Source organism: Methanocaldococcus jannaschii DSM 2661, assembly GCF_000091665.1.
Lineage (GTDB): Archaea > AGJL01 > Methanococci > Methanococcales > Methanocaldococcaceae > Methanocaldococcus > Methanocaldococcus jannaschii.
Genome location: NC_000909.1, coordinates 660,565 through 685,865, shown reverse-complemented (window position 1 = coordinate 685,865; position 25,301 = coordinate 660,565). Strand labels below are relative to the sequence as shown.

General features: G+C 32.0%; 35 protein-coding genes and 1 pseudogene. 35 read left to right on the top strand and 1 reads right to left on the bottom strand.

The window, feature by feature from the left end:
- Nucleotides 1–4: 4 nt before the first annotated feature.
- From tdt to afpA, 34 genes and pseudogenes are all read left to right on the top strand, one after another.
- The gene (tdt, locus tag MJ_RS04065) at nt 5–1,033 is read left to right on the top strand and encodes a TDT family transporter (protein WP_010870267.1); all 1,029 of its coding nucleotides are present in this window, start codon (nt 5–7) and stop codon (nt 1,031–1,033) included.
- Between the two features lie 9 nt (nt 1,034–1,042).
- Nucleotides 1,043–1,798, top strand: coding sequence for a TatD family hydrolase (locus MJ_RS04060; RefSeq protein ID WP_010870266.1), 756 nt, complete (start codon nt 1,043–1,045; stop codon nt 1,796–1,798).
- 206 nt (nt 1,799–2,004) lie between these two features.
- Nucleotides 2,005–2,823, top strand: coding sequence for a DsrE family protein (locus MJ_RS04055; RefSeq protein WP_064496620.1), 819 nt, complete (start codon nt 2,005–2,007; stop codon nt 2,821–2,823).
- A gap of 14 nt (nt 2,824–2,837) precedes the next feature.
- Entirely contained in the window at nt 2,838–3,170 is a 333-nt protein-coding gene (locus MJ_RS04050) for a DUF5400 domain-containing protein (protein WP_064496619.1), read from the top strand.
- A 43-nt stretch (nt 3,171–3,213) separates the two neighbouring features.
- A complete protein-coding gene (locus MJ_RS04045; RefSeq protein WP_064496618.1) occupies nt 3,214–3,657 on the top strand; it encodes a hypothetical protein in 444 nt (147 codons plus the stop codon).
- 54 nt (nt 3,658–3,711) lie between these two features.
- Nucleotides 3,712–4,446 carry a DUF166 domain-containing protein gene (locus MJ_RS04040; protein ID WP_064496617.1) on the top strand — a complete coding sequence of 245 codons (735 nt, stop codon included), beginning with the start codon at nt 3,712–3,714 and terminating at the stop codon, nt 4,444–4,446.
- 124 nt (nt 4,447–4,570) lie between these two features.
- On the top strand, nt 4,571–4,981 hold the full coding sequence (locus MJ_RS04035) for a hypothetical protein (RefSeq protein WP_010870261.1): 411 nt from the start codon (nt 4,571–4,573) through the stop codon (nt 4,979–4,981).
- 241 nt (nt 4,982–5,222) lie between these two features.
- Nucleotides 5,223–6,251, top strand: coding sequence for a cell wall-binding repeat-containing protein (locus MJ_RS04025; RefSeq protein ID WP_010870260.1), 1,029 nt, complete (start codon nt 5,223–5,225; stop codon nt 6,249–6,251).
- Between the two features lie 77 nt (nt 6,252–6,328).
- Nucleotides 6,329–6,526 carry a hypothetical protein gene (locus MJ_RS04020; RefSeq protein ID WP_064496615.1) on the top strand — a complete coding sequence of 66 codons (198 nt, stop codon included), beginning with the start codon at nt 6,329–6,331 and terminating at the stop codon, nt 6,524–6,526.
- An 11-nt stretch (nt 6,527–6,537) separates the two neighbouring features.
- Nucleotides 6,538–7,095: a DUF2202 domain-containing protein gene (locus MJ_RS04015; protein ID WP_010870259.1), complete on the top strand. Its 558-nt coding sequence runs from the start codon at nt 6,538–6,540 to the stop codon at nt 7,093–7,095.
- A gap of 5 nt (nt 7,096–7,100) precedes the next feature.
- Entirely contained in the window at nt 7,101–7,724 is a 624-nt protein-coding gene (locus tag MJ_RS04010; RefSeq protein WP_064496614.1) for a hypothetical protein, read from the top strand.
- A 203-nt stretch (nt 7,725–7,927) separates the two neighbouring features.
- Nucleotides 7,928–8,155, top strand: a complete 228-nt coding sequence (locus MJ_RS04005) for a hypothetical protein (protein ID WP_162484750.1) — start codon at nt 7,928–7,930, stop codon at nt 8,153–8,155.
- Nucleotides 8,146–9,075, top strand: coding sequence for an RNA-guided endonuclease InsQ/TnpB family protein (locus MJ_RS04000; RefSeq protein ID WP_244409536.1), 930 nt, complete (start codon nt 8,146–8,148; stop codon nt 9,073–9,075). The genes MJ_RS04005 and MJ_RS04000 overlap by 10 nt, the downstream gene beginning before the upstream one ends.
- Before the next feature lie 81 nt (nt 9,076–9,156).
- Nucleotides 9,157–9,873, top strand: a complete 717-nt coding sequence (locus tag MJ_RS03995) for a 4Fe-4S binding protein (RefSeq protein WP_010870255.1) — start codon at nt 9,157–9,159, stop codon at nt 9,871–9,873.
- 162 nt (nt 9,874–10,035) lie between these two features.
- Nucleotides 10,036–10,719: a 4Fe-4S binding protein gene (locus tag MJ_RS03990; protein ID WP_064496612.1), complete on the top strand. Its 684-nt coding sequence runs from the start codon at nt 10,036–10,038 to the stop codon at nt 10,717–10,719.
- A gap of 222 nt (nt 10,720–10,941) precedes the next feature.
- Nucleotides 10,942–12,182 (top strand): annotated as a pseudogene (locus tag MJ_RS03985) (FprA family A-type flavoprotein).
- Between the two features lie 283 nt (nt 12,183–12,465).
- A complete protein-coding gene (locus MJ_RS03980) occupies nt 12,466–12,909 on the top strand; it encodes a hemerythrin family protein (protein ID WP_064496610.1) in 444 nt (147 codons plus the stop codon).
- Nucleotides 12,910–13,018: 109 nt separating this feature from the next.
- On the top strand, nt 13,019–13,444 hold the full coding sequence (locus tag MJ_RS03975) for a ferritin-like domain-containing protein (protein ID WP_010870251.1): 426 nt from the start codon (nt 13,019–13,021) through the stop codon (nt 13,442–13,444).
- Nucleotides 13,445–13,658: 214 nt separating this feature from the next.
- A complete protein-coding gene (locus tag MJ_RS03970; RefSeq protein WP_083774543.1) occupies nt 13,659–14,195 on the top strand; it encodes a V4R domain-containing protein in 537 nt (178 codons plus the stop codon).
- Between the two features lie 218 nt (nt 14,196–14,413).
- Nucleotides 14,414–14,998 carry a CoB--CoM heterodisulfide reductase subunit C gene (hdrC, locus tag MJ_RS03965; RefSeq protein WP_010870249.1) on the top strand — a complete coding sequence of 195 codons (585 nt, stop codon included), beginning with the start codon at nt 14,414–14,416 and terminating at the stop codon, nt 14,996–14,998.
- Between the two features lie 48 nt (nt 14,999–15,046).
- The gene (gene hdrB / locus MJ_RS03960; protein WP_010870248.1) at nt 15,047–15,931 is read left to right on the top strand and encodes a CoB--CoM heterodisulfide reductase subunit B; all 885 of its coding nucleotides are present in this window, start codon (nt 15,047–15,049) and stop codon (nt 15,929–15,931) included.
- 128 nt (nt 15,932–16,059) lie between these two features.
- On the top strand, nt 16,060–16,374 hold the full coding sequence (locus MJ_RS03955; RefSeq protein WP_010870247.1) for a carboxymuconolactone decarboxylase family protein: 315 nt from the start codon (nt 16,060–16,062) through the stop codon (nt 16,372–16,374).
- A gap of 104 nt (nt 16,375–16,478) precedes the next feature.
- The gene (locus MJ_RS03950; protein WP_010870246.1) at nt 16,479–16,829 is read left to right on the top strand and encodes a desulfoferrodoxin family protein; all 351 of its coding nucleotides are present in this window, start codon (nt 16,479–16,481) and stop codon (nt 16,827–16,829) included.
- Nucleotides 16,830–17,009: 180 nt separating this feature from the next.
- Nucleotides 17,010–17,168 (top strand): rubredoxin, encoded by a 159-nt coding sequence (locus tag MJ_RS03945; protein ID WP_048196713.1) that lies wholly within the window; start codon nt 17,010–17,012, stop codon nt 17,166–17,168.
- 71 nt (nt 17,169–17,239) lie between these two features.
- On the top strand, nt 17,240–17,695 hold the full coding sequence (locus tag MJ_RS03940; protein ID WP_010870244.1) for a DUF2507 domain-containing protein: 456 nt from the start codon (nt 17,240–17,242) through the stop codon (nt 17,693–17,695).
- 28 nt (nt 17,696–17,723) lie between these two features.
- Nucleotides 17,724–17,993, top strand: coding sequence for an MTH865 family protein (locus MJ_RS03935; protein ID WP_064496607.1), 270 nt, complete (start codon nt 17,724–17,726; stop codon nt 17,991–17,993).
- 39 nt (nt 17,994–18,032) lie between these two features.
- Nucleotides 18,033–18,218 (top strand): rubredoxin-like domain-containing protein, encoded by a 186-nt coding sequence (locus MJ_RS03930; protein WP_010870242.1) that lies wholly within the window; start codon nt 18,033–18,035, stop codon nt 18,216–18,218.
- Nucleotides 18,219–18,293: 75 nt separating this feature from the next.
- Nucleotides 18,294–18,962: a peroxiredoxin gene (locus MJ_RS03925; protein ID WP_010870241.1), complete on the top strand. Its 669-nt coding sequence runs from the start codon at nt 18,294–18,296 to the stop codon at nt 18,960–18,962.
- 89 nt (nt 18,963–19,051) lie between these two features.
- Nucleotides 19,052–19,294 carry a rubredoxin gene (locus MJ_RS03920; RefSeq protein WP_010870240.1) on the top strand — a complete coding sequence of 81 codons (243 nt, stop codon included), beginning with the start codon at nt 19,052–19,054 and terminating at the stop codon, nt 19,292–19,294.
- Nucleotides 19,295–19,360: 66 nt separating this feature from the next.
- Nucleotides 19,361–19,948, top strand: coding sequence for a rubrerythrin (gene rbr, locus MJ_RS03915; protein ID WP_064496605.1), 588 nt, complete (start codon nt 19,361–19,363; stop codon nt 19,946–19,948).
- Nucleotides 19,949–19,998: 50 nt separating this feature from the next.
- Nucleotides 19,999–20,349: a DsrE family protein gene (locus tag MJ_RS03910; protein ID WP_064496603.1), complete on the top strand. Its 351-nt coding sequence runs from the start codon at nt 19,999–20,001 to the stop codon at nt 20,347–20,349.
- Between the two features lie 87 nt (nt 20,350–20,436).
- Complete coding sequence (locus tag MJ_RS03905) at nt 20,437–21,609, top strand: FprA family A-type flavoprotein (RefSeq protein WP_064496601.1); 1,173 nt, start codon at nt 20,437–20,439, stop codon at nt 21,607–21,609.
- 44 nt (nt 21,610–21,653) lie between these two features.
- On the top strand, nt 21,654–22,250 hold the full coding sequence (locus tag MJ_RS03900) for a flavodoxin family protein (RefSeq protein ID WP_010870236.1): 597 nt from the start codon (nt 21,654–21,656) through the stop codon (nt 22,248–22,250).
- An 11-nt stretch (nt 22,251–22,261) separates the two neighbouring features.
- The gene (gene afpA, locus MJ_RS03895) at nt 22,262–22,822 is read left to right on the top strand and encodes an archaeoflavoprotein AfpA (protein ID WP_010870235.1); all 561 of its coding nucleotides are present in this window, start codon (nt 22,262–22,264) and stop codon (nt 22,820–22,822) included.
- A 1-nt stretch (nt 22,823) separates the two neighbouring features.
- On the opposite strand, the gene MJ_RS03890 is transcribed toward afpA, so the two are convergent.
- Entirely contained in the window at nt 22,824–23,189 is a 366-nt protein-coding gene (locus tag MJ_RS03890; protein ID WP_064496599.1) for a CBS domain-containing protein, read from the bottom strand.
- A gap of 228 nt (nt 23,190–23,417) precedes the next feature.
- On the opposite strand from MJ_RS03890, the gene cooS reads away from it, so the two are divergent.
- The gene (gene cooS / locus MJ_RS03885) at nt 23,418–25,292 is read left to right on the top strand and encodes an anaerobic carbon-monoxide dehydrogenase catalytic subunit (protein ID WP_010870233.1); all 1,875 of its coding nucleotides are present in this window, start codon (nt 23,418–23,420) and stop codon (nt 25,290–25,292) included.
- Nucleotides 25,293–25,301: the final 9 nt, after the last annotated feature.

The window sequence follows — 25,301 nt, the reverse complement described above, 5'->3', positions numbered from 1 at the left end:
AAATATGCAAAGCTATATAAAAAATTTTGAGTCGTCATGGTTTGCCGCTGTAATGGGAACTGGTGTTTTGGCAGTAACGAGTCTGTTTTATTCTGAATACTTACCAATATTAAAAGATATATCATTTTTATTGTTTTATTTTAATATACTGCTGTTTTTTGTATTTTTAATGTTGTGGATTTTGAGATGGGTAAAGTATCCAAAAAATATGATTGCAGAGTTGAAGCATCCAGTTTTAAGTTCATTTAGTCCTACTGTGGCTGTGGCTATGCTTGTTTTGGGTATTGATTTCATATTAATAAAAAATAACCTCTTTTTAGGGAAAATCTTCTGGGTTTTTGGTGCTATTGGCATGTTTTTATTCAGTTTGATAGTTCCGTTTTATATGTTTAAGTCTGAGAGTATAAAGTTAGACCATGTTAATCCGGGTTGGTATATTCCACCGGTTGGTTTGATAGTTATTCCAATTGCCGGGAGTTTGATAATGCCTCATTTAACTGGAGTTTGGCATGAATTAACGGTTCTTATTAATTACTTTGGTTGGGGTGCCGGGTTCTTCTTATATTTAGCTTTATTAGCAGTTGTGATTTATAGGTTTATACTGCATCATCCTCTACCTTCAGCAATGGCTCCAACCGTATGGATTAACTTGGGGCCAATAGGGGCTGGAATTGTTGCCTTAATAAACATGGTGAATAATTCCCCATTCATAACTATAAAAGAACCATTCTATATCTTCTCCTTCATATTCTGGGGCTTTGGATTATGGTGGAGTTTGATGGCTATAATCATGACTCTCTATTACGTTAAAAAGCTAAAACTACCCTACGCAATGTCATGGTGGGCATTCATCTTCCCATTAGGGGTTTATATTGCTTCAACACACTTGGTTTATAAAATCTTTGGGTTTGAGATAGTTGATTACATAGGCTTTGGGTTATATTGGTTGTTGTTCTTCTTTTGGATAGTAACTTTAATAAAAACGATAAACAAAGTTTATAGTGGAGAGTTATTCAAAGACAAAATAAATTAAGGTGATAGGATGATAGATGCCCACACTCACTTAGATGTTAGGAGCTTTGAAGATTTGGAAAAAATGGCATTGAGTGGAATTGAGACAATTATAACCTGTGCTCACGACCCATATAAAATGAGTACTCCAGAGGTTTATTTAGACCACTGGGATAGGTTGATTAATTTAGAGGTTAAGAGGGGAGAGATGGCTGGTGTTGAAGTTAAAGTAGCAGTTGGAGTTCATCCTATGGGGTATCCAAAGAATTGGGAGGTTTTAATAAAAAAACTTCCAGAGTTTTTAGATAATGAGAACGTTGTTGCTATTGGAGAAACTGGTTTGCATTATCTAACAGAGGATGAGAAGAACCTTTTGAGAGAGCAGTTATATTTAGCTAAAGATTATAATATGCCAATAATTATCCATACACCAGAAAAGAACAAAAAAGAGGCATTAATTGAAATTTTAAAGATTTTAGATGAAGTTAAAATAAAAGATAGCTTAGTTATGATTGACCATATAAATAAGGAGACAGTTGATTTAATCGATAGGGATGTTTATGTTGGTTTAACTGTCCAACCGTCAATGAAGCTAACCCACGAAGAAGCCGCAGAGATAATTAAAAATTACAACAAAAAATTCATTTTAAGTAGTGATTTGGGTAGTTTGAAGGCGGATATTTATGCACTACCAAGAACTAAGTTGTATATGAAAAATATTGGTGTTGATGAGGAAAAGATAATTGCCTCAGTTTATAAGAATGCGAAGGGGTTTTATAGATTATAAATAATTATATATTTAAATTTTGAAAGTATGATAACTTTTGTTTTTATTGTTTTTAGTAAAACCTCAATAATTTTAAAAACTTTTAATCGAAAGGTTTATATATTATGAGTGTTAATACTTGTTCATAGATATAACACAACCGTGAATTATTAATTTATAATTTTTTTATACAATCCTTGTGCATAATATTGACATAGGTGATAAGAATGATAAGAAAGTTTAAGGTTAAAGGATTGAGAAGTCCTTCATTATTAATAGATATGATTTTAAATGACACAGAGGAGGGGATTTTAGTTGTTGAAACTGACGGGGAGGAGCAGATAAAAGACATTGAGAAGTTATTAAAAAAATACAACCTAAAGTATGAAGTTGATGGAAATGTTGTTAAAATCTACGTTGGAGAGATTAAGGCAGATAAAACCATCAATGTTGTTGGAGCTACATGTCCAGGACCTATAATGATGGTCTCTGACATGTTATCAAAAATGAAGAATGGGGAGATTTTAGAAATCATCTGTGGAAAAAATTCCTTAACTGATTTAACTGAAGGATTGAAGGGAATGGGCAATGAGATAATAAAAGTTGAAGATAAAGGAGACGGAACTTACAGAATATTGGTTAAAAAGGGAGAGAAGAAAGAAGAAAAAGCAGCGGTAACAAAGATTGATGAACTCTTCATTATAAACACAACAGGAACAGGAAATGCTGAAAAGGCTTATGCAACATTCATGATGGCAGATGTTGCCTTAAAAATGAACTTAAAGCCAACAATATTCTTAATGATGGATGGGGCAAGTTTGGCTTTAAAAGGAGAATGTGATAGAGTTAAGCATCCAGCATTTCCAAAATTAGGAGATTTAGTTAGGGATATTTTGAGTAAAGGGGTTAAGATTTATGTTTGTGAGTTGAGTGCAGAGTTTAGAGGAATTAATGAGAAAAACTTAGAGGAAGGTTTTGAGATTGCTGGAGCACCAACATTTCTAAACTATCTATCAAAACCAAATGTTAGACCAGTTTGGTTATAAAAAAGGGTGAGATAATGAACGAGATAATAAGTTTAGTTTCTCTATCTGTAATATTTGGAGCAATGCTTTCAGGATTTGCCACATTTAGATTGACAGGAATGAGGTTAATGCCACACTTTGCATCTTTAATGATAGCTTTTATATTAACATTGGCGTCATTATTTATAAGCAATAATATAATAGGTTATTTAGCAATAGCATTTCAAGTAATAACTCCTTTAACAGTTTGCCCAACTATATGCAATATATTAAAGACCCAGTTTCAAAATACTGGAATATATTCAGCTCATTTAGCTTTAATGGGAATGATGTTTATATTGGCTTTAGGGAATGTTATTTTGTTTTAAAATATAATTGGTATGTAGTAGAGGTATTTTTGGGATTGATATCATGAACAAAAAAGGAATTGATAGTTTATTTGTCTCTGCTCTTTATTACAGCATAAATAAGGCAATATATGATGTTATGGGGGATGGAGGAAAGGTTTTAGGAAGGAGAGCATCTTATGAGATGATAAAACTACTTAAAGATTTGGGTTTTATAAAGGAAAACATGAGTAATGAGGAGATTAAAAATTTATTTGTGAATACTTTTGGGCTATCTGAGGATTTGAATATTGTTGAAGAAGATAAAAAAGTAATATTTGAAGTTATAAATCCCACATTAGACCTCTTCCTCAAAAAATTAATGGAAGAAAACTTAAAGCCATATGTATGTCCATTTATGTATTTGCTTTCAGAAATTTATAGTGTGAGTAATAACTGCAGATTGATGCTATCAGATGTAGTTCCAGAAACTGAAGAAAAAGTGAAGTTAATATTTAAGAAAGTTTAAAAATTTTTGGTATTAAACATCAATTCTTTTTATAAAAATTGTAGGGGAGAGTTTATGAGGGCAGTTTTTATTTACCACAAAAATAATCAAAGAATGGAGAAATTCTATAAAAACCTTTTGAATGAACCAGATTTTTGTAGAATTTGTGATGATTGTTACAATTGCAGAGGAAACTGGACTTTTAAGAATAATGTGAAAAATATCGTTATTGAGGAAGTTTATGAGGAGTTTGTTGATAACCCTTACGATTACCTTCCAGAACTCCCAGAGGGGGATATTTGTATAGCTCAACTACATGAAGATTTGTTGTATGAACTTCCTCTACTGTTAAAAGAAAAGGGATATAAAGCTTTAATTGTTCCTTCTGAAACACCACATGATTTGTCTTTGGCATTGAGGAGAGATTTAAAGAGAGTTTGCAGCAACTATAATATTGAGTTCGAAAACCCAAAACCCTTCTGTTCATTGGAGAAGAAAGAGGGTAATGAATATATAAATAAATTTATTGACTACTTTAAGATAGGAAAGCCAGAATTGGAGATAGAAGTTGAAAATGGCCTTATTAAAGATGTTAAGGTTAAAATCTCTGCTCCCTGTGGGGAAACCTATTATATAGCCAAAAGATTGAAAGGAAAGGCTATAGATGATTTAAAGGAAGAGATTGCAAATGCCCACCACAACTATCCATGTTTAGCCAGTATGGAGATGGATAAAGAGTTAGGAGACACTATTTTACATAAGGCTGGTTATATTGCATTTGAGGTAGTGGAAAAAGCCCTAAAAAAATAAATTTTTTATTTTCATGGTTGTGCAATAATTTTCACAACTTAGTAAAATTTATATATTTGTTTTCTTACACTACTATATGTAGTTAAAAAGATACATATACTATAACTACCCTTCAGGTGAAAAAATGAAAAAACTATTAATGGTAATATTGGGAATTGCATTGATAGGCATGGCTTATGCCTTTCCACCATGGATGGCATATCAAACTCAGACAACTGAAAATACAGATATAAATCCAGTTGATATTTTAAAAACTGCAGAGGTTGTTCAGCACACAACACCGTTTGGTTATAACCTCTCTCACTTGGAGATAGATGGGAAAATAGTTGGAGTTTTATGGAAAGATGTTGATTTAAGTAAATTAGAGGTTGGAGAGCCATTCAATACACCATTTGGTGAGAAGTATCCTCTATACTATGACAGAGAATTGGTTGGATTCATCTTTACGAATCATCCTGCCTCTCATTACGGATATGGGATGAGAGGAGGATATGGATGTCATTGCCATTGTGGATGTTGTTGCTGGCAACAATAATAACAAAAAAATAAAATATTTATGGTGTGACATATGCCAATATGTTGTTATCATCATGCTTTCTTTTCACCATTTCCATTTGCTTTTATTTGGATTTTCTGGATGATATTTTGGATAATTCTTTTAATTGGAGGAATCATTATAGTCCTACTAACACTTAAATGGTTATTAAAAAGTAATAACAAAAATAACAGTAAAGCTTATATTCCTTTTAAACAAAAATAATATTTGAGGTGAGAAAATGTGGAAAAAACTGATGTTGCTACTGCTAATGGCGATTCCGTTAGTTTCAGCGGTAGCAATCCCATCAATTTCTGCAACAGATGTGGTTTTAGTAAGTGACAACTGTGCAGACCAATGCACTGCCTTAGAGGTTGCAGATGCTTTAAACGCTACTGTAATAACAACTGAATGGGGAATCTACAACGAAAGCTTAATTGATGAAATATTAGCACTAAATCCAGATAAAGTAATAATTATAGGAGGACCTTTGGCAGTAGTTGAAAATTACACAACTGCCTTAGAGAATGTTGGAATAACTGTTGAGAGAATTGGAGGAAGTAATAGATATGAAACAAACGCTAATGTAACCTTAAGATTCCAAAATCAATTTAGATATGCTTTTGGAAATAATACAACTGTCTGCGTTTGCCATGGATTTGATGATATTGCTTTAAATGAAACAATGGGATTAATAAAGAACGGAACCTGTTTAGTCTTATTAACTAATGGAGTAAATTTAAGTGTTGAACCACAAAAATTGCAATTAAGAATAAATAAAGTTGAAATTATTGAAAATCCAATTTGTCCATTCTGTAACTATTCAAAATTGATGTTGAAATTGCAAAAGAATGGGTTGAAAATTGAAATTAAACAAATCCCAAAAGTTAAAGTTAAGTTAATGCTACAAAATAGAATAAGAATAATGGAAAGAAGAATCCTCATGTTGAAGAGAATGGGTGTTAATGTCACTGACTTAGAGGAGAAGTTGAAAGAAGTTGAACAATTAATGGAACAGAATAGATATCAGGAAGCATATAGAATAATGGTTCAACTTCAGGAGGAGCAGATGGTTAGGGTTAAATTGCACTTACATCCAATGTGGAGTAAAATGAAAAGAGGTAAAATCCAAGAAAATAAAAATGCTTCACACATCTATCATCAAAATATAAATAATCTTACTAATGAATTAAATACTAGTAGAGGAGGTATTGGGGGAATTAATGCTCCACACATATATCATCAGAGAATAAACAGTACAATTCAATAAATATTTCATCTCATTTTTTTATTTTTTATTGTAAATGGTTATGTATGTGATTGTCTCAACCATTAAAGGTGATAAATATGAAAAAAATAGCGATGATATTGGTAGTATTTTTAGTAATATCTTCACTGGTCTTATTCTCTGGATGTGTAAATCAGAATACAGAAACAGCTCAAAATGTTCAAACTACTCAAAATAATCAGCAAAATACCCAAGTTGGAAATGGGCTTGGAAATGGAGCGGGAAAAGGAAGATTTGTTGATTCAAATGAGATATAAACGACTCACTAATGCTTGAATATATAAGCTCATTACCAAAACAACCAATAAGTGAAGAGGAAAAAGAGGGACTCATTGAGATGAGGGAAGAGGAGAAATTAGCGAGAGATGTTTATTTAACGCTATATAATAAATGGAAATTACAGATATTTAAGAACATTGCTGAAAGTGAGCAAACACACATGGATGCAGTTAAATATCTCTTAGAAAAATACAACATCCCAGACCCAGTTAAAAATGATAGTATTGGAGTATTTTCAAACCCAAAATTTGAGGAACTATATAAAAAGTTAGTTGAGAAAGGTGATAAATCAGAAGTTGATGCATTAAAAGTTGGAGCTACTATTGAAGATTTAGATATTGCTGATTTAGAAAAATGGATAAACAAGACAGACAATGAGGATATAAAATTTGTTTATGAAAATTTAATGAAAGGTTCAAGAAACCACATGAGGGCATTTGTTAGAATGCTTAATAATTATGGTTCTAATTATACTCCTCAATACATAAGTAAGGAAGAATATGAAGAAATAATAAGCAGTTCTACGGAGAGGGGAATGAATAGGTGAAGAATATGAAAATTATAAATAAAATAGTAGCAATTCTTCTGCTTTTTTCCATTTTATCCTTATCTTTTGCATGGAATGACTGCCCTTATGGAAGGGTAAATTGCACCTATCCGGGGGAGTGTGGAAGATACATTGATACAAACCACAATGGAATTTGCGACCATAGTGAGCCCCCTCCCACAACAACAATAAAAACAACAAACAACGAGGAAGAGATAAAGACCAGTAATGTGAGTAGTTTAGAATTAACAGAGGAATTGATTAATGAGTATGTTGGTATCTCAGGTAAAGAGTTAAAATCCTATACAATAAAACAGGTTTGTGACAAATATGGTATAAGTCCAAAATGTTTAAAGGAAAAGTTGAATATTAATGTTCCAGATGATACAACCTTTGGAGAGATTAAGGAAGTTTATGGAATCCCTCCAAGTGTTATTAAAAAAGCTATTGTTGAATGTATGATTGAAGAGGGAAAGATTAAACTAAATACAACCAATACAATTGATAATAATAGAGATTTAAATAACAACAACAGTGGAAATGAAAAAGTGGGAAATACAATATTGGATAAGATAGTATCCTTTTTATTCTCAACAATAAATTTAAGAGATTTGTTGTTCAAATTTTAGCTGTATATCAGTATAAGTTAAGTCTGCTCAATACAGGGGTCTGTCCAACATGACGTTATAGGCATAACTCCATGTTGGACTTGGGAATCATCAACCTTAACTCCCTCTGGGTTCATTGGGAGCAAACCATCTGTCTTTCGTATGGAATGAGAAGTCATAAGGTGAAAAAACTCAAAGAAACTATAAAAAGGAGTTGATGGATGATGGAAGTAATTAAAGCCATCGAATTTAAGTATTATTCAGATGTTGTTGAGTTAATATATGATTTTAAAGAAATGGTTAATTTTTGCATTGATAAGGCAATGGAGCTGGGAATTACTTCTTACGCAAAATTAAGAAAGGCAATATATAATGAATGGAAGGAAAAATGGTATCCAAAATATCATACTCATTACTGTCACTCTGCTTGTAGAGTAGCAACATCAATTTAAAAAATTTTAGAAAGAGGAAGAGGAAAGGTTTAACAAAAAAGGATAAGCCAGAAGTTAAGAAAGATTTTGTAAAACTTGAGGAAATGCTGTTTAAATTCGAGGGGGATAAAATAAAAATTATCACTGCACCAAGAAAATTTATCACTATAAATTTAGTTGTTAGTGATTATCAGAAAAAATTTATTGAAGAGTGGAAAAATGGAAACTTCAAAATTGGAGAAGTGATTATTAAGAAAGATTCTATTATAATCCCATTCAAAAAAGTTGTTAATCCTAAAAATTTTGAACATATCATGACAATTGACATCAATGAAAAGAATATTACATACTCAATTTTTGATAAAGATGGAAACGTCATTAAGACAACCCGTTTAGATGTGTATAAGTTAAAGAGAATTCATGAGAATTTCTCAAAAAAGAGGGAGAAAATACAAAAGAAGCTTTCCAATAAACCAATGAAGTTAAAAACTCTCATGGAAAAATATTCTGGAAGGGAAAAAAGAAAAGTTGAGGATTACTTACACAAAATTTCAAAGTTTCTGATTTCAGAGGCATTAAAATACAATGTAAAGATACTAATGGAGGATTTAACAAATATCAGGGAGGCAGTTAATAAAAAATCAAAAAATTTTAGGAGAAGATTAAACAGATGGAATTTTTCCAAACTCCAATTTTTTATTGAGTACAAGGCAAAGTGGGATGGTTTAGATGTTGAATATGTAAATCCCTCAAGAACGTCCAAACTCTGCCCAATATGTGGGTGTAAATTAGACCCGAATGGGCAGAGGTTGTTAAAATGCAATAATTGTAATTTAGTATTTGATAGGGATGTTGTTGCTACATTTAATTTATTTAAGAAAAGTCAGGATGTGGGGAGTTTCCGTTCCCCCGAACGCTCCCTGATGAAGTCCTCTTATTAAAAGAGGACAGAACGGGAGAACCAATACAAGAGATTACTTAAAATCTATAAACACCTACATAGTGGAGGACGGTGGTTGTAAATGGATAAAATCCAAATATTGAGGAAAATCTCTCAAACATTATTTTTTATTTATTTTGTATTTTTGACAAGTTTTTGTTTATGTTTTTTTGGGATAATTGAGAAGTTTATTTTAAAGGGAAGTGTTGGACAGTTGATAGCTAAGTTGGTTGTTATTGTTGTTTTAACTTTAATATTGGGAAGGGTTTTTTGCGGATGGATGTGCCCATTAGGATTTTTATTTGAGCTAATGTATAAATTAAGGATGAAGTTATTTATGAAAAAGAAATTACCAACAGTTAATGAGGAAGTTCATAACAAGCTGATATATTTAAGATATGTTGTTTTAATTCTGTCTTTAGTTTTAACTTACTATCTTTCAATCTATGCATTCTGTCAAGTCTGTCCAATTGGATTTTTAACGAATCTTTACGGAACAGTTATATCCCTTATAATATTGATTTTCTTTTTAAGCCTATCCTTCTTTGTTCCGATGGCATTTTGTAGATATTTCTGCCCTTTAGGAGCGTTTTTATCAATATTTTCAATAAAACCATTCTTTCAATTAAAAACCAATAACAACTGTGTTAAATGCAAACTTTGTGAGTTTAAATGTCCAATGCAAATAAAAATAACTGAAAAACTTGACCAAAAGGAATGTATAAGATGCTTTGAATGTAAAAGTAGCTGTAAAAAAGATGCCTTGTCCTTTTCTTATGCATTCAAAAAGAGAAGTTAATAAAAACTTCTATTTTTTATTAACAATTATACAAATTTTTTATTAGATTTATCTAATTTTTATCCTCCTATTTTTAAAATATCTGGCTAAAAATCTTTTTATATTTTGGATTCCAGAGTTTATATTATAAAGTTTGATAATTGGGGTTTTATGGTGAATCTTATGAATAAAATACAAATATTGAGGAAAATATCTCAAACATTATTTTTTGTGAGAGCTTTAATAGTTACTGGTTTTTATTTGAGTATTGTAGGATTTATTAAGAGATTTATTATAGGAGATAGGATATTAGCTACTATAATAACAAAAATCATCGCTATAGTATTGGCGTTTATTGCTGGAAGGGTTTTTTGTGGATGGATGTGTCCATTTGGATTTTTATTTAATTTAGTTTATGAGTTGAGGGTAAAACTCTTTAAATTAAAAAAACTACCAACAGTTGATGAGAAAATTCACAATAAATTAATTTATTTTAAGTATGTTGTGCTAATTTTAGTGGTTTTAGCATACCTATCTGGAGTTAAAATCTCTGGATATACATTGGCATATCTGCTGTTGGCTTTATTTTTAGTTTTAGGATTTATTTATCCAATGTTCTTCTGCAGATATGTTTGTCCAGTGGGGTCTTTGTTGAGTATATTTGCGAGATTCTCAATCTTTAAACTGAAACTTGATGAAAATAAATGTGTAGGTTGTAGATTGTGTGAAAGAAAATGTCCAATGCAGATAAAAATAACAGAAAAAATAGACCAGATGGAGTGTATAAGATGTTTTGAATGCATGAGTGTATGTAAAAAAGGAGCATTATCTTTTTCAGCTTTTACTAAAAATACTAAAAAAGAATAATTCCAATATACACATATTTGAAAAATAAAATTAAAACAATTTATATAAATCTTTAAGTAAATTTTATTTATATTGTGAAATAGTATTTTCAAATTTAGCAGAGGTATTTAAATAGATATGTTGAAATTCGAATAGTTAAGTTCTTATACTACTTACACAATAAAATAAATAACTGATAATAAAATAACTAATAACTACAAATATAATTAAAGGTGAAAAAATATGAAAGCAGACGCAGCAAAATAGCTGATGGTGTATATTGGGTGGGGGTTTTAGACTGGGACATAAGAATGTATCACGGCTACACATTAAAAGGAACAACATACAATGCCTATTTAGTCTTTGGAGATGAAAAAGTTGCTTTAATAGACAACACATACCCAGGAACCTCCGCTCAAATGTGGGGGAGGATAAAAGATGCATTTGAAAAAGAGGGGAGGGAATTTAAAATTGATGTAATCGTTCAAAACCACGTAGAAAAAGACCACAGTGGAGCTCTCCCTGAAATACACAAAAAATTCCCAGATGCACCAATATACTGTACTGAGGTAGCTGTTGAGGGACTTAAAAAGCACTATCCATCATTAAAAGACGCTCAATTTAAGGTTGTTCATACAGGAGATACAGTTGATTTAGGAGGAAAGACATTAACATTCTTAGAAGCTCCTCTATTACACTGGCCAGATAGTATGTTTACCTTCTACAACGAAGGGGGAATTTTATTCTCAAACGATGCATTTGGACAGCATCTCTGCTTCCCAGCACACAAGAGATTTGATAAAGATATTCCAGAGTATGTGTTAATGGATGCAAACCAGAAGTTTTATGCTAATTTAATTACTCCACTGTCAAAGCTTGTATTAAAGAAATTTGAGGAAGTTATTCAGTTGGGATTATTAGAAAAGATAAAAATGATTGCCCCATCACACGGGCAGATATGGACAGACCCAATGAAAGTTATTAAGGCATATCAAGACTTTGCTACTGGTAAAGCAGCTAAGGATAAGGCAGTTATCGTTTATGATACTATGCACTACTCAACACAAAAGATGGCTCATGCATTTGCAGAGGGTTTAATGAGTGAGGGAATTGATGTTGTAATGTATTTCTTACACTACGATGAGAGAAGTGAGATTGTTAAAGACATCTTAGATGCTAAGGCAGTTCTCTTTGGAATTCCAACAATCTATGATGAGCCATATCCATCAATTGGAGATATCATATACTACTTGAGAGGATTGAAATTTAACAGAACAGGATTTAAGAGATTGGCGGTTACTTTTGGTTCAATGGGGGGAGAAGGTGGAGCAGTTGCTAAGATTGCTGAAGACTTGGCGAAATGTGGATTTGAAGTTATTAATCAATATGAACTCTACTATGTCCCAACAGAGGATGAATTAACAAACTGCTACAATATGGGTAAAGAATTGGCTAAGAGAATTAAAGAGATGAAGATTGAATGAATTTAATCCTTTTTTTACTTTTTTATTTTTTTAAGAATATATTTGTATATGTAAATTAATAGTATTAGGATAAGTAATATATATATAAGAAAAATTAGAAGATATGAGTAATAAAATATCGATATTGGCAAAAATTTTAGTTATTAATTAAATATATGTCGAAATTCGTATAATTAATAATATATACCGTAATAGCATAAATTTATTTGAATGGTTTGTGAGCCTTATTAAAAATCTTAGTTCAAAATATTTACTTAAAATTTATTTTATGTGTGGTGAGATTATGAAAAAAGAGATAATCAAATGGAGTAAAGATTTTGAAACGGGAATTAAAGCATTTGATGATGAGCATAAAATTTTGGTTAAAACACTTAACGATATTTACAACCTACTAAACGAAGGAAAAAGAGACGAAGCAAAAGAACTTTTAAAGAGAAGGGTTGTTAATTATGCTGCAAAGCATTTTAAGCATGAAGAGGAAGTTATGGAGAAATATGGTTATCCAGACTTAGAAAGGCATAGAAAAACTCATGAGATTTTTGTTAAAACAGTTATAGAAAAGTTACTTCCAAAGATCGAAGAAGGATCAGAAAATGATTTTAGGAGTGCTCTATCTTTCTTAGTGGGATGGCTCACAATGCACATAGCAAAACCAGATAAAAAATACGGAGAGTGGTTTAAAGAGAAAGGTATTGTTATCGAGGATGAAGCAGTTAAAATTGATTAAATTTTGAATTAATTCATCACAAATGTATCGAATTTCGAACCATTAATATTATATAATCGTGATTGTTTATTTTATAATGTAATAATTAAAAAGTTAAAAAGGTGAAAGCATGGAGTTGGACTTAATAAATGAACACAAGATAGGAGTAACAAAAGGAACAGAGTTAGAAAAAGAAGTTCAAGCAAATTTTGAAGGAGAGTGCAAAGAGGTTGGATTATACTTAGCTATGGCAAGACAAGCTCAGAGGGAGGGGTTACCAGAGGTTGCTGAAGTTTTAATAAGAATTGCTATGGAAGAGGCTCAACACGCTGCACACTTTGCTGAAATGAACGGTTTAATTTCAGAAAACTTAAAAGAAAACATTGAAATGATGTTAAAAGGAGAATGTATGGCAAACAAAGAGAAAAAAGCTGCTGCAACAAAGGCAAAAGAATTGGGTATAGACCCAGCTCATGACTTCTTTGATGAATCAAGTAGGGATGAAGCAAGACACGCAAAGATGTTAAAAGGAATCTTAGACAGATACTTCAAATAAATTTAATTAAAAATTTTTATTTAATTTTTATTTTTTAATTCTGTATTGAATATTGCAAACAAATTGATATTCTGGGTATTATAATATTATTATATGTTTTATCACTTTATATTTACTAATTTTTTAATTTGTTTTATTTATTGTTCAACATACTTAATATTTATGATGTTTGATTAATGTTTAAACTGTTATTTGCCATAAAAAGGTGAAAAATATGCGAGTTGAGCTTAAAACAAAAGATATGAAGGAATTTTATAAAATATTCAGTGAAAGTGAATTTATAATAACCGATGACAGTAAATTAATAAATGAAACAGTAAATTATTTAAAGAAAAAATATAAAAACAGTACTACAAAGAAAAAATTAATTCCATTAGATTTATTTAAAGCTATTGTTCTGATAATGATGAAAAAGATCAAAGAATTAGACAGCGAGATAACCTTATATGATATTGGTTATGAATTTGGGAAACACCTAAATCCAAAAAGATACAGCGATTTAAAAAAATTTTTCAAAGAAAATAACTTAGGAACTCTAAAAGTGGATAGCAGAAAACCACTGGTTTTAAAAGTTGAGAACTGTTCTTTTTGCGAAGATCTAAGTTTTGAAGAGCCAATCTGTTATTTTGATGCTGGATTAATAGCAGGAGCTTACGAATGCATATTAAAAAAGCCAGTTGTTGTTGATGAAATAAAATGCATGGCAAGGGGAGATGATGCTTGCTATTTTAAAGTTGAAGTGGTAAAATAAACAAAATTTTCTTTCTATTTTCGGAGGAAATATCTTTTTCTCATTATTTCTTTTTCAATTCCCATTTTATTATTTTACTTAAATACTACAATGCGATTATCGAACTTTACATTTAAAATATTGTAATAAAGTATAATGGAAAACGATATATAGTTTCAAATAAAAACATAAAAATGACAAAAATAGTCCCAACTGACTAATTGATCAGGTGAATTAAAATGGTGATCTACGCTCAAAAAGATATTAGCAACGATTTTATTAAAGAAATTATAAAGACAGGGGAAATTCTTGGAGAAGGACATGTTTCCTCTTTTAAAGCATGCTATCAATGTGGAACCTGCACTGGGAGCTGTCCAAGCGGAAGAATAACTGCTTTTAGAACAAGAAAATTAATAAGATACGCTCAATTTGGAATGAAATCCGCAATAATAGACAGTGAAGACCTGTGGATGTGCACAACCTGCTATGAATGTTATGAAAGATGTCCAAGAACAGTTAAGATAACTGATATAATAAAAGTTTTAAGAAATATCGCTGCAAGAGAAGGAAAAATGGCTGAGGCGCATAAAAAAACTGCCTTATATGTTTTTAAAACAGGACATGCTGTTCCAATCAATGACCAAATAAAAAAAGCAAGAAAAGAAATCGGTTTAACTGAAATTCCTCCAACAACTCACAAGTATCCTGATGCCTTAGAAGTGGTTAGAGGGATTATGAAAGACCTAAGATTTTGTGATATGGTTGGAATCTGCACAGAAACAATGCAATTAAAACCAGTGGAATGGAAAGACATGTCAGAATAAGAAATAAAAACCAAAAATAAAAATAAAAGTAAAGAAAGGTGTTTTAATATGGAATTTGTGTTCTTTTTGGGATGTATTGCTCCAAACAGATACCCAGGCATTGAAAAAGCCACATATATAACAATGGAGAAACTTGGAATAAAATTACACCCCTTTGAAAAGGCATCTTGCTGTCCAGCTCCAGGGGTTTTCGGTTCTTTTGACTTAAAAACTTGGTTAACCTTAGCAGCGAGAAATTTATGTATGGCAGAGGAAGTTGAAATGGACATCTTAACCATCTGTAATGGATGTTATGGCTCTCTATATGAAGCCAATCATCTACTAAAAGAAAACGAAAAAGCAAGAAAAATGGTAAATGAAATACTCTCCAAGTATGGATTAGAGTATAAAGGAAAAGTTAGAGTTAGACACTTACCTGAGGTTTTATACTACGATTTAGGAGTTGATAGGATTAAAGAAGAGATAACAAACCCATTAAATGTAAATGTAGCAGTTCATTATGGCTGTCATTATTTAAAACCAACGGATATTAAAAAATTGGAAAGTTCAGAAAGACCGAGATCTTTTGATGAACTTGTAGAGGCACTTGGAGCAGTGTCAGTCAATTATAAAGATAAAAATATGTGTTGTGGAGCTGGAGGAGGAGTCAGAGCAAGAAATTTAGATGTTGCCTTAAAAATGACTAAAACAAAATTGGAAAATATAAAAGAAGCAAAAGCCGATTGCATAACCGAAGTTTGTCCATTCTGCCACTTGCAATTTGACAGAGGGCAAGTAGAGATAAAGGAAAAGTTTGGAGAGGAATATAATATTCCTGTGATACACTACTCCCAATTACTTGGGCTTGCAATGGGAATGTCCCCGAAAGACGTTGCTTTGGACTTACACTTTATTCCAACAGATGAGTTTATCAAAAAAATAGATAGGCATTAAAATTTCTATTTAAAAAATTTAGAAAGTTATATATACTATCTAAAATCAAAAATATAATATATGAATTAGGTAGTAAAACCACTCAAAAAATAACTTATAAAGAACTTAAACGATAAAAAGGTGAAAAAATGAAGAATGAAGTATTTTTTGGGGAGGGAATGAAAGTAGTTAAGGAGAAATACCCAGATCTCTATGACATTATAGTGAAATTAAATGACACTGTCTTTACTGGAAAAACACTGGATTATAAAACTCAGAAATTGATTGCAATAGGAATTGTTGCATCAAGATGTGATGAGGTAGCGATAGAAAAACAGATGAAAAGTGCAATGAAAGAACTCGGAATTACAAAAGAAGAGATTGCAGATGTTTTGAGAGTTGTTTTATTAACAAGTGGAATGCCTGCTTTCACAAAAGCAATGAAGATATTAGAAAAACTCTAAACTTATAGATAATCTTTTATTTATTAATTTAATTTATTTCATACCCTTATACTCTACTTAACTTAGTTTGATTACTATGTATAACGAAAAATCGTGGGGACAATATGACACACTACTGCGGAATAAACCGAATGAAAGAAGGAACTGATTTTGAAAAGAAACATACTCCATTTATTGAGTGTAAAGACAGAGTTAAAGCAAACGATTATTTTGAAGTAAAAATTTCAACTGGAATTCCACATCCTATGGAAGATAATCACTTTATACATTGGATCGAGTTATATATGGGAGATCTTTATTTAGCAAGAGTTGATTTTACCCAATTTATGAAACCAGAGGTTAAGTTAATGGTAAAAGCCCCGTCAAAAGAACATGAGAAATTTATATTAAGGGCATTAATGAGATGCAATCTTCACGGGGTCTGGGAATACGAAAAAGAGATTCTGCTTGAATAAAATCCCATTTTTATAAAGTAAAAAATAATAAACTAAAAACTAATAACTTGCATATAAAAAATCACAAATACGATAATCGTCTTTAATTTCATTATATTATGCGAAATTTAAGTGATTAATGATATATACCTCTAACTGACTAAGATAAATAATGACAAAAATAGCACAAAGGTGATAGAAATGGCAAGGTATCAATGCATGTGTGGATGGGTGTATGATGAAGACAAAGGTGAGCCGTCACAAAACATCCCACCAGGAACAAAATTTGAAGATCTTCCAGATACTTTTAGATGTCCTCAGTGCGGATTAGGAAAAAACGCTTTCAGAAAAATCGATTAATTAAATAAAACGCGATGTGAAGTATATGTCTATATGTAAGTATGTAAATAGTTCATGTAAAGGTGTGATTAATGATCTCGGTTAAAGATGTTGTAAATTACAATCCAGAAGAATACAAATTTAAAAGTAGAGAAATTCCCTCAGATTTACTTGCAATTATAATATACGCATATATGCAGAAGGTTAAAGACCTTGGATCAGACACAACCCTGTATGAAATTGGTTATGAAGTTGGAAGATTAGTGTCTCCAAAAAGTTATGAAGATATTAAGAAGTTTTTTGAGGCCAATAATATTGGTTATATTGAGATTAAAGAAAAAGATAACGGAGAAGTGGAGATAAAAGTAAAGGACTGTATATTTTGTAGAACTCAAAAGTCAGAAGAACCAATGTGTGATTTTGAAGCAGGACTGATTGCTGGGTTCTTAGAATCAATAAAAAATAAAAAATATTTCGTTAAAGAGATGTATTGCCAAGCACAAGGTTATGATGCTTGTGTATTTATTGCTAAACCTCTCCATAACTAAAAAGTCAGTTTATTAAAGGTGATTATTGATGATAACAACAAACCATCCATTATATGAAGCATTAAGAGACATCCAGGAGTTTAAACTAAGATTAGTAGAATATTTTAAAGATAAGGACGTTTTTCCAATAAAAAATAAGGTTGAGTTGGCAGAGGCATTGCCTTGTGGGATTTCACTTCCATGTGGGGAAATTGAAGCAGCAGAATTGGTTAAATTGCTAACTGACAATGATTTTCCAATAAAAGATCCAGAGGATTTGGCAATGAAATTAGCAAATAAATGTCCAATAAAGCAATAAAATAATAAAATTATTTTAATTAAACTTTTTGGTGAGACAATGCCTTGGTGGAAATGCTCAAATTGCGGCTATGTGTTTGAGGCAGAGAAACCTCCAGAAAGATGTCCAAATTGTGGGGAAAAATGTACGTTCTATGATGTTTCTTGCTACACTCCCGAATGTGGGTTTAAAGGATATGACCCAAAATTAGTGGCAAGGACTCCAAATCAAGAAAGCAAAATGTAAAAGAAAAGCAAATATAAAATAAAAACCAATAAAACTTAAATAAACAAAAGATAAAATAAAAAGGAGGGGAGAAAAATGTGTGAAGGAAAAATGCCAGTTATTGGTGAGAAATTCCCAGAAGTAGAGGTTAAAACAACCCATGGAGCTATTAAATTACCAGATTATTATGTAGAGAAAGGAAAGTGGTTTGTTTTATTCAGCCATCCTGCTGACTTTACTCCGGTTTGCACAACAGAGTTCGTAGGATTTCAAAAGAGATACGATGAATTTAGGAAACTAAATACTGAGTTGATTGGATTAAGTATAGATCAAGTTTTTAGCCACTTAAAATGGGTCGAGTGGATAAAAGAAAAATTGAATGTAGAAATTGAGTTTCCAATTATAGCGGATGATAGAGGAGAGTTAGCAGAGAAATTGGGAATGATAAGCCCATACAAAGGAAACAATACAGTTAGGGCTGTGTTTGTTGTAGATAATAAAGGGATAATTAGGGCTATCATCTACTATCCGCAAGAAGTTGGTAGAAACTTGGATGAGATCGTTAGATTAGTTAAAGCTCTCCAAGTTTCAGATGAAAAAGGAGTGGCTATGCCAGCGAATTGGCCTGAAAATGATTTAATTGGAGATAAAGTTATTATACCTCCTGCATCATCAGTGGAGGAGATAAAGCAAAGAAAAGAGGCATGTGAGAAAGGGGAGATTGAGTGCTTAGATTGGTGGTTCTGTTATAAAAAGTTAGATTAAAACTTTCAATGAAATTACTATATATTTAACACATATTATAAATTTCTAAATCTTTTTAATTAATTGTAATTGTTTTTTGAGGTGGAAATATGGTAGAATTAAAGATTGCCTGTAAATTGGACGGAAGTTGTGAAAAACCAAGATATAGAAAATACAAGTGCAAAGTATGTGGATGGGTTTATGACCCTCTAAAAGGAGATCCAAGTCAAAATATACCTCCAAAAACACCTTTTGAGGAACTCCCAGATACATGGATATGCCCAGTTTGTAGAGGTAAAGTAGGAAAAGAATCATTCGAGCCGTTAGATGAGTGGGTAGAGTTTGATGAATAATTAAAAATTTTATTCAACATATTTAACATTTCATTATTATTGATTAACAACTTTTTTGTGATAAATATGAAAGAGACACTAAAAAACTTAACAAAAGCATATATAGGAGAGAGTTTAGCAAGGAATAGATATACCTGTTATGCAAAGATTGCAAAACAAGAGGGATATGAGCAGATAGCTGAGATATTTTTATTAACTGCTGAAAATGAGAGAGAGCATGCCAAGTGGCTTTATTACTTAATAACCGAACTAAAAAAGAAATATAACATTGATGATAAAGCTATAAAAGTTGATGGTGTAGAAGTTCCAATTGTTTTAGGAAATACTGCTGAAAACTTAAAAGCATCGATTGAAGGAGAGCATTTTGAGCACACAGAGATGTATCCAAAGTTTGCTGACATTGCTGAAAAAGAAGGACTTAAAGAGATTGCAGATAGGTTGAGAGCTATAGGGATAGCTGAAAAGCATCATGAAGAGAGGTTTAAAAAACTGCTAAAGGAAGTTGAAGAAGGAACGGTATTTAAAAAAGATAAACCAGTTGAATGGGTTTGTAGAAAATGCGGTTTTGTTCATCTTGGAAAAGAACCACCAGAGAAGTGTCCTTCTTGCAGTCATCCAAGGAAATACTTTGAAGTTAAATGTGAAAAATATTAAATTTAATTAATTTAATCAATTAAAACAAATTATAAATGAGGTGGGGGTTTATGAAAGTTGCCTTCTTAATATTTTCTTACTTTCACAAAAATCAGCCAAATATGCCCGTTATGATGCATACATTACTATTTGCAAATGAATTAAAAGAAAAGGGAGATGAAGTAAAGATTATATTGGAAGGAGAAGCAGTTTTATGGGCAAAAGATCTGTTAAGTGAAAATCATCCATTAAAAAGCCACTTTGAAAAAGTAAAAGATGATTTTGTTGTATGTGAAGCATGTGCAAGTATGTTTAATGTTAAAGAAGAAATTAAAGGCAAATTAAAATTAGAAAATGATTTATTTGGACATGTAAGCTTAAAGAAATATTTAGATGGTGGATATAGAATAATTGAGCTCTAATTACTAATCTGTTTTTATATTTATCCTATCTATATTTATTCTATATTTATTTTTATATTATTTACCACTACTCAAAAGGTGATCTTAATGGTATTAGAAATAAAAAATGGAATATACTGGGTTGGAGTGATTGATTGGGAAATTAGAGATTTTCATGGCTATGGAACTCCCTACGGATCAACCTATAACTCTTATTTGATAAAAGATAAGAAAAATGTTTTAATAGACACTGCAAAGGATTACATGTTCAATGAACTTATTTATGGCATATCAAAATTTATAGATCCCAAAGATCTCGATTATATTATAGTTAATCACGTAGAAAAAGACCACAGTGGTTGTGTTGATAAATTGGTTGAGATCAGCAATGCCACAATAATAACTAATGAAAAGGGAAAGGAGCATTTATCTCTCTACTACGATACAAAAGATTGGGATTTTATCATTGTAGATACTGGAGATGAGATAAACATAGGAGACAGAACTCTAAAGTTCATAAGAACTCCAATGCTCCACTGGCCAGATAATATGCTAACTTACTGTAAAGAAGAGAAAATTTTATTCTCAAACGATGCATTTGGACAGCATATAGCAAGTTCTGAGAGATTTGATTACGAGATAGGAGAAGGAATTTTTGAACATGCAAAGGATTATTTCGCTAATATATTGATGCCCTATAAAATGCTTATTCCTGATGCAATAAAAGCCGTTAAAAACTTAGATATTGAGCTTATTTGCCCTTCTCATGGAGTAATTTGGAAGGAATACATAAACGAAATAATTGAAAAATATAACGAATGGGCAATGAACAAAACAAAGAATAAGGCAGTTATTGTCTATGATACAATGTATAACTCGACCAAAAAAATGGCTCATGCGATTGCTGAAGGTTTAATGGAGAAAGGAGTAGAAGTAAAAATTTATAGAGTTTGTGAAACCTCTCTAAGTAGAATAATGACAGAAATCTTAGATGCAAAGTATGTTTTAGTTGGCTCACCAACTGTAAATAGAAATCTCTACCCAGAAGTTGGTAAGTTCCTTGCATACATGGATTGCATTAGACCACTCGACAAGATCGGTGTTGCCTTTGGTTCTTATGGTTGGATGGAATGCGCAACTGAAAAAATTAAAGAGATATTCAAAAACCTGGGCTTTAAGATAGTTGATGATGAATGTTTAACAGTAAGATTTGCTCCAAAAGAGGAACATCTAAAAAAATGTTATGAATTTGGTAAAAGATTAGCAGATATTGGCTTCTGATATATATTTTTATTATTTAAATTTTATTTTTTTAAGGTGGAATAATGAAAGTCTTTGGGATAAGTGGAAGTCCAAGATTGCAAGGGACTCATTTTGCAGTAAATTATGCTTTAAATTATTTGAAAGAGAAAGGGGCAGAGGTGAGATATTTTTCAGTTAGTAGAAAGAAGATAAACTTCTGTCTTCACTGTGATTACTGTATAAAGAAAAAAGAGGGATGCATACATAAGGATGATATGGAAGAGGTTTATGAAAACCTTATTTGGGCTGATGGAGTGATAATAGGAACTCCAGTTTATCAGGGGAATGTAACAGGGCAGCTAAAGACATTGATGGATAGATGCAGAGCTATACTGGCAAAAAATCCAAAGGTTTTGAGGGGTAGAGTTGGAATGGCTATTGCTGTTGGTGGAGATAGAAATGGGGGGCAGGAGATTGCTTTAAGAACTATTCATGACTTTTTTATAATAAATGAAATGATTCCTGTGGGAGGGGGTTCTTTTGGAGCTAATTTAGGGGCTACATTTTGGTCTAAGGATAGAGGGAAGAAAGGAGTTGAGGAGGATGAGGAGGGATTGAGAGTTTTAAGAAAGACACTTAATAGATTTTATGAGGTTTTAAAAGAAAAGAGGGGGTTATAAAGAGGGGTAGTATGCTAAAAATTGCATGGGGAATAACCGGATGTGGAGATAAACTGCCAGAAGTTGTTGAAATAATGAAAAAGCTAAAAAATAAATATAATTTGGATGTAGATATCTATCTCTCAAAAAATGCAAAGATTGTTGTAAAGTGGTATAAACTCTGGCAGGTTTTGGAGGATGAGTTTTATGATTTAAGGGTTGAGGTTAATGCAAACGCTCCATTCTTAGTTGGGAAGTTGCAAACTGGAAAATATGATTTGTTTTTAGTAGCTCCAGCAACGGCAAACACAACTGCAAAAATAGCTTATGGTATTGCCGATACTTTAATAACTAATTCAGTTGCTCAAGCAATGAAGGCAAAAGTACCAGTTTATATCTTTCCACCAGATAACAAAAAAGGAACTGTAGAGACAATTCTGCCAGGGAATAAGAAATTAACCCTATATATGAGAGATGTTGATGTTGAAAATGTTGAGAGACTTAGAAGAATGGAGGGAATTGAGGTTTTAGATAAACCAGAAGATATAGAGAAGGTTATTTTAAAGCACATAGAGGTGAAAAAACAGCAATAAGCTATCTATTTTTATAATATTTTAGCAAATCAAACACACTTAAAGTTCCAACAACCTCATCTCTATCATTAATAACAGGGTAGGCAATGTCTTCGTTTTTTATTATCTCATCTATTAATTCATCAGTTACTTCATCATTCTCTTTTAAAATCTTTATCTCATCAATAAGTAACATTAAATCCTCTATTTTTGAATGCTTACAGCCTATAAGCAAATCTAAGGCAGTAATCCATCCAACTAATTTTCCATCTTCTATAACTGGAGCATAATTTTTCTTTTCTTTGTAGAGAGTTTGAACAACTTCTCCTCCAATATCATTTGGGGAGATTTTTATAAAATCTTTGTTCATAACTTCTTTAACTTTCATTATCATCATCTCCGTTTGATATTACTGCTCAATAATTCTATAATTATTTTTTCATGCAAAAATTTTGCTATTGTATTTTATAATTTATTAATTCAAATCTTCTATTTTAATGTGAATATCGTTTTCATTGCAAAACTTAAAGACGATTTCCAAACCGTTAATGTTATTTATTCGTTAATATATTAATGATTATCGTAAAACAAGTTAAAAATATGTTTGGTGATAGGTATGAAAAACTGCATCGCTGCTATTCCAGAAGTTAAGGAAATGGTTGAAAAGGCAAAGTTAAAGGGTATAGAAACTCCTCACACAAGATTCCCAAATCAATTCCCAAAGTGTCCTTACGGGTTAAAAGGGGTTTATTGCATATTATGTGCTAATGGACCTTGTAGAATAACAGAAAAAACTCCTTACGGTGTTTGTGGAGCAACAGCAGATGTTATTGTAGCAAGAAACCTCTGCAGAGCGGTTGCTGCTGGAACATCATGTTATGTCCATTGTGCTGAAAACGCTGCAAGAGCTTTATTATCAGCAGGTAAAGGAGAAGGAAGCTATGAAATAAGAAACGAGAAAAAATTAAAGTTTTTAGCGAAAAAACTTGGCTTTGATGCAAATAAAGATGCTAAGCAGTTGGCTGTTGAAGTTGCTGAGTTCATATTAGATGATATGTACAAACCAAGATGGGAGAAGAGTGAATTAGTTCCAAAACTCTGTCCAGAGAAGAGATTAGAAGTATTTGAGAAGTTAGATATCCTTCCAGGAGGGGCTAAGGGAGAGATTGTTGATGCATTAACAAAGACTTCAACAAACTTAAACAGCAATCCAATGGACTTATTGGTTCACTGCCTTAGATTAGGATTGCACGCAGGATTTACAGGGCTTTTAATGACTTGCTGGTTAAACGACATCTTATTTGGTTCACCAAAGATTACAGTAGTTGAGAATGGATTCAGTTCAGTTAAGCCAAACAACGTTAATATCATGATTACTGGACACCAGCACGCTTTAATCCAGCCATTATGTGAGGCTGCAATGGAGGAAGACTTAATAAAAATGGCAAAAGAAGCTGGAGCTGATGAGATTAAGATTATTGGAGCTACATGTAACGGACAAGATATGGAAACAAGAATTGCCCACTTACCAGAAAGCTTCGTTGGTTACATAGCAAACAACTTCACAACAGAGCCATTGGTTGCAACTGGTTTAATTGATGCTGTTGTCTCTGAATTCAACTGTACATTCCACGGATTGAAATTTGTCGCTGAAAAAACTAAGACAAAATTAATCTGTATTGATGACATGGCTTACGTTGAGGGAGCTGAATACATCCCATGGGAGCCAGAGAATGCTAAAGAAAAGGCAAGAGAGATAATTAAGAAAGCAATTGAGGCATTCAAAGAGAGAAAAGGAATGCAGAAGGATTACTACGATGAGAAAGTTAAATCAGTTGTTGGAGTTGGAGAGGAATCATTGGTTGAGTTCTTAGGAGGAAGTGTCAAGCCATTAATTGAATTGATTGCAAGTGGTAAAATCAAAGGGGTTGTTGGAGTCGTTGGATGTTCAAACTTGGCAAGTGGAGGACACGACAACATAATTGTCACATTAACAAAAGAGCTCATTAAAAGAGATATCTTAGTCTTAGCAGGAGGTTGTGTAAACAGCCCATTGAAACACGCAGGTCTCTTTGACCCTGCAAGTGCTGAGTTAGCTGGAGAGAACTTAAAAGAAGTCTGTAAGAGCTTAGGAATCCCACCAGTCTTAAACTTCGGAGCATGTTTGAGTATTGCAAGAATTGAGCAGGTTGCAGTTGCAATTGCTGAAGAGTTGGGAGTTGATATTCCAGATTTACCAGTTGCTGCCTCAGCACCACAGTGGTTGGAAGAGCAGGCATTGGCAGATGCAACCTACGCAGTTGATATGGGCTTTACTGTCCATGTTTCACCAGTTCCATTCGTTACTGGCAGTGAGTTAGTAACAAAGGTTTTAACTGAAGCAGTTGAGGGCTTAACAGGGGGTAAATTAATCCCAGAACCAAACCCATACAAGGCAGCTGATTTATTGGAGCAAACAATCATGGAGAAGAGGAAAAAACTTGGAATCTAATTAAATTCT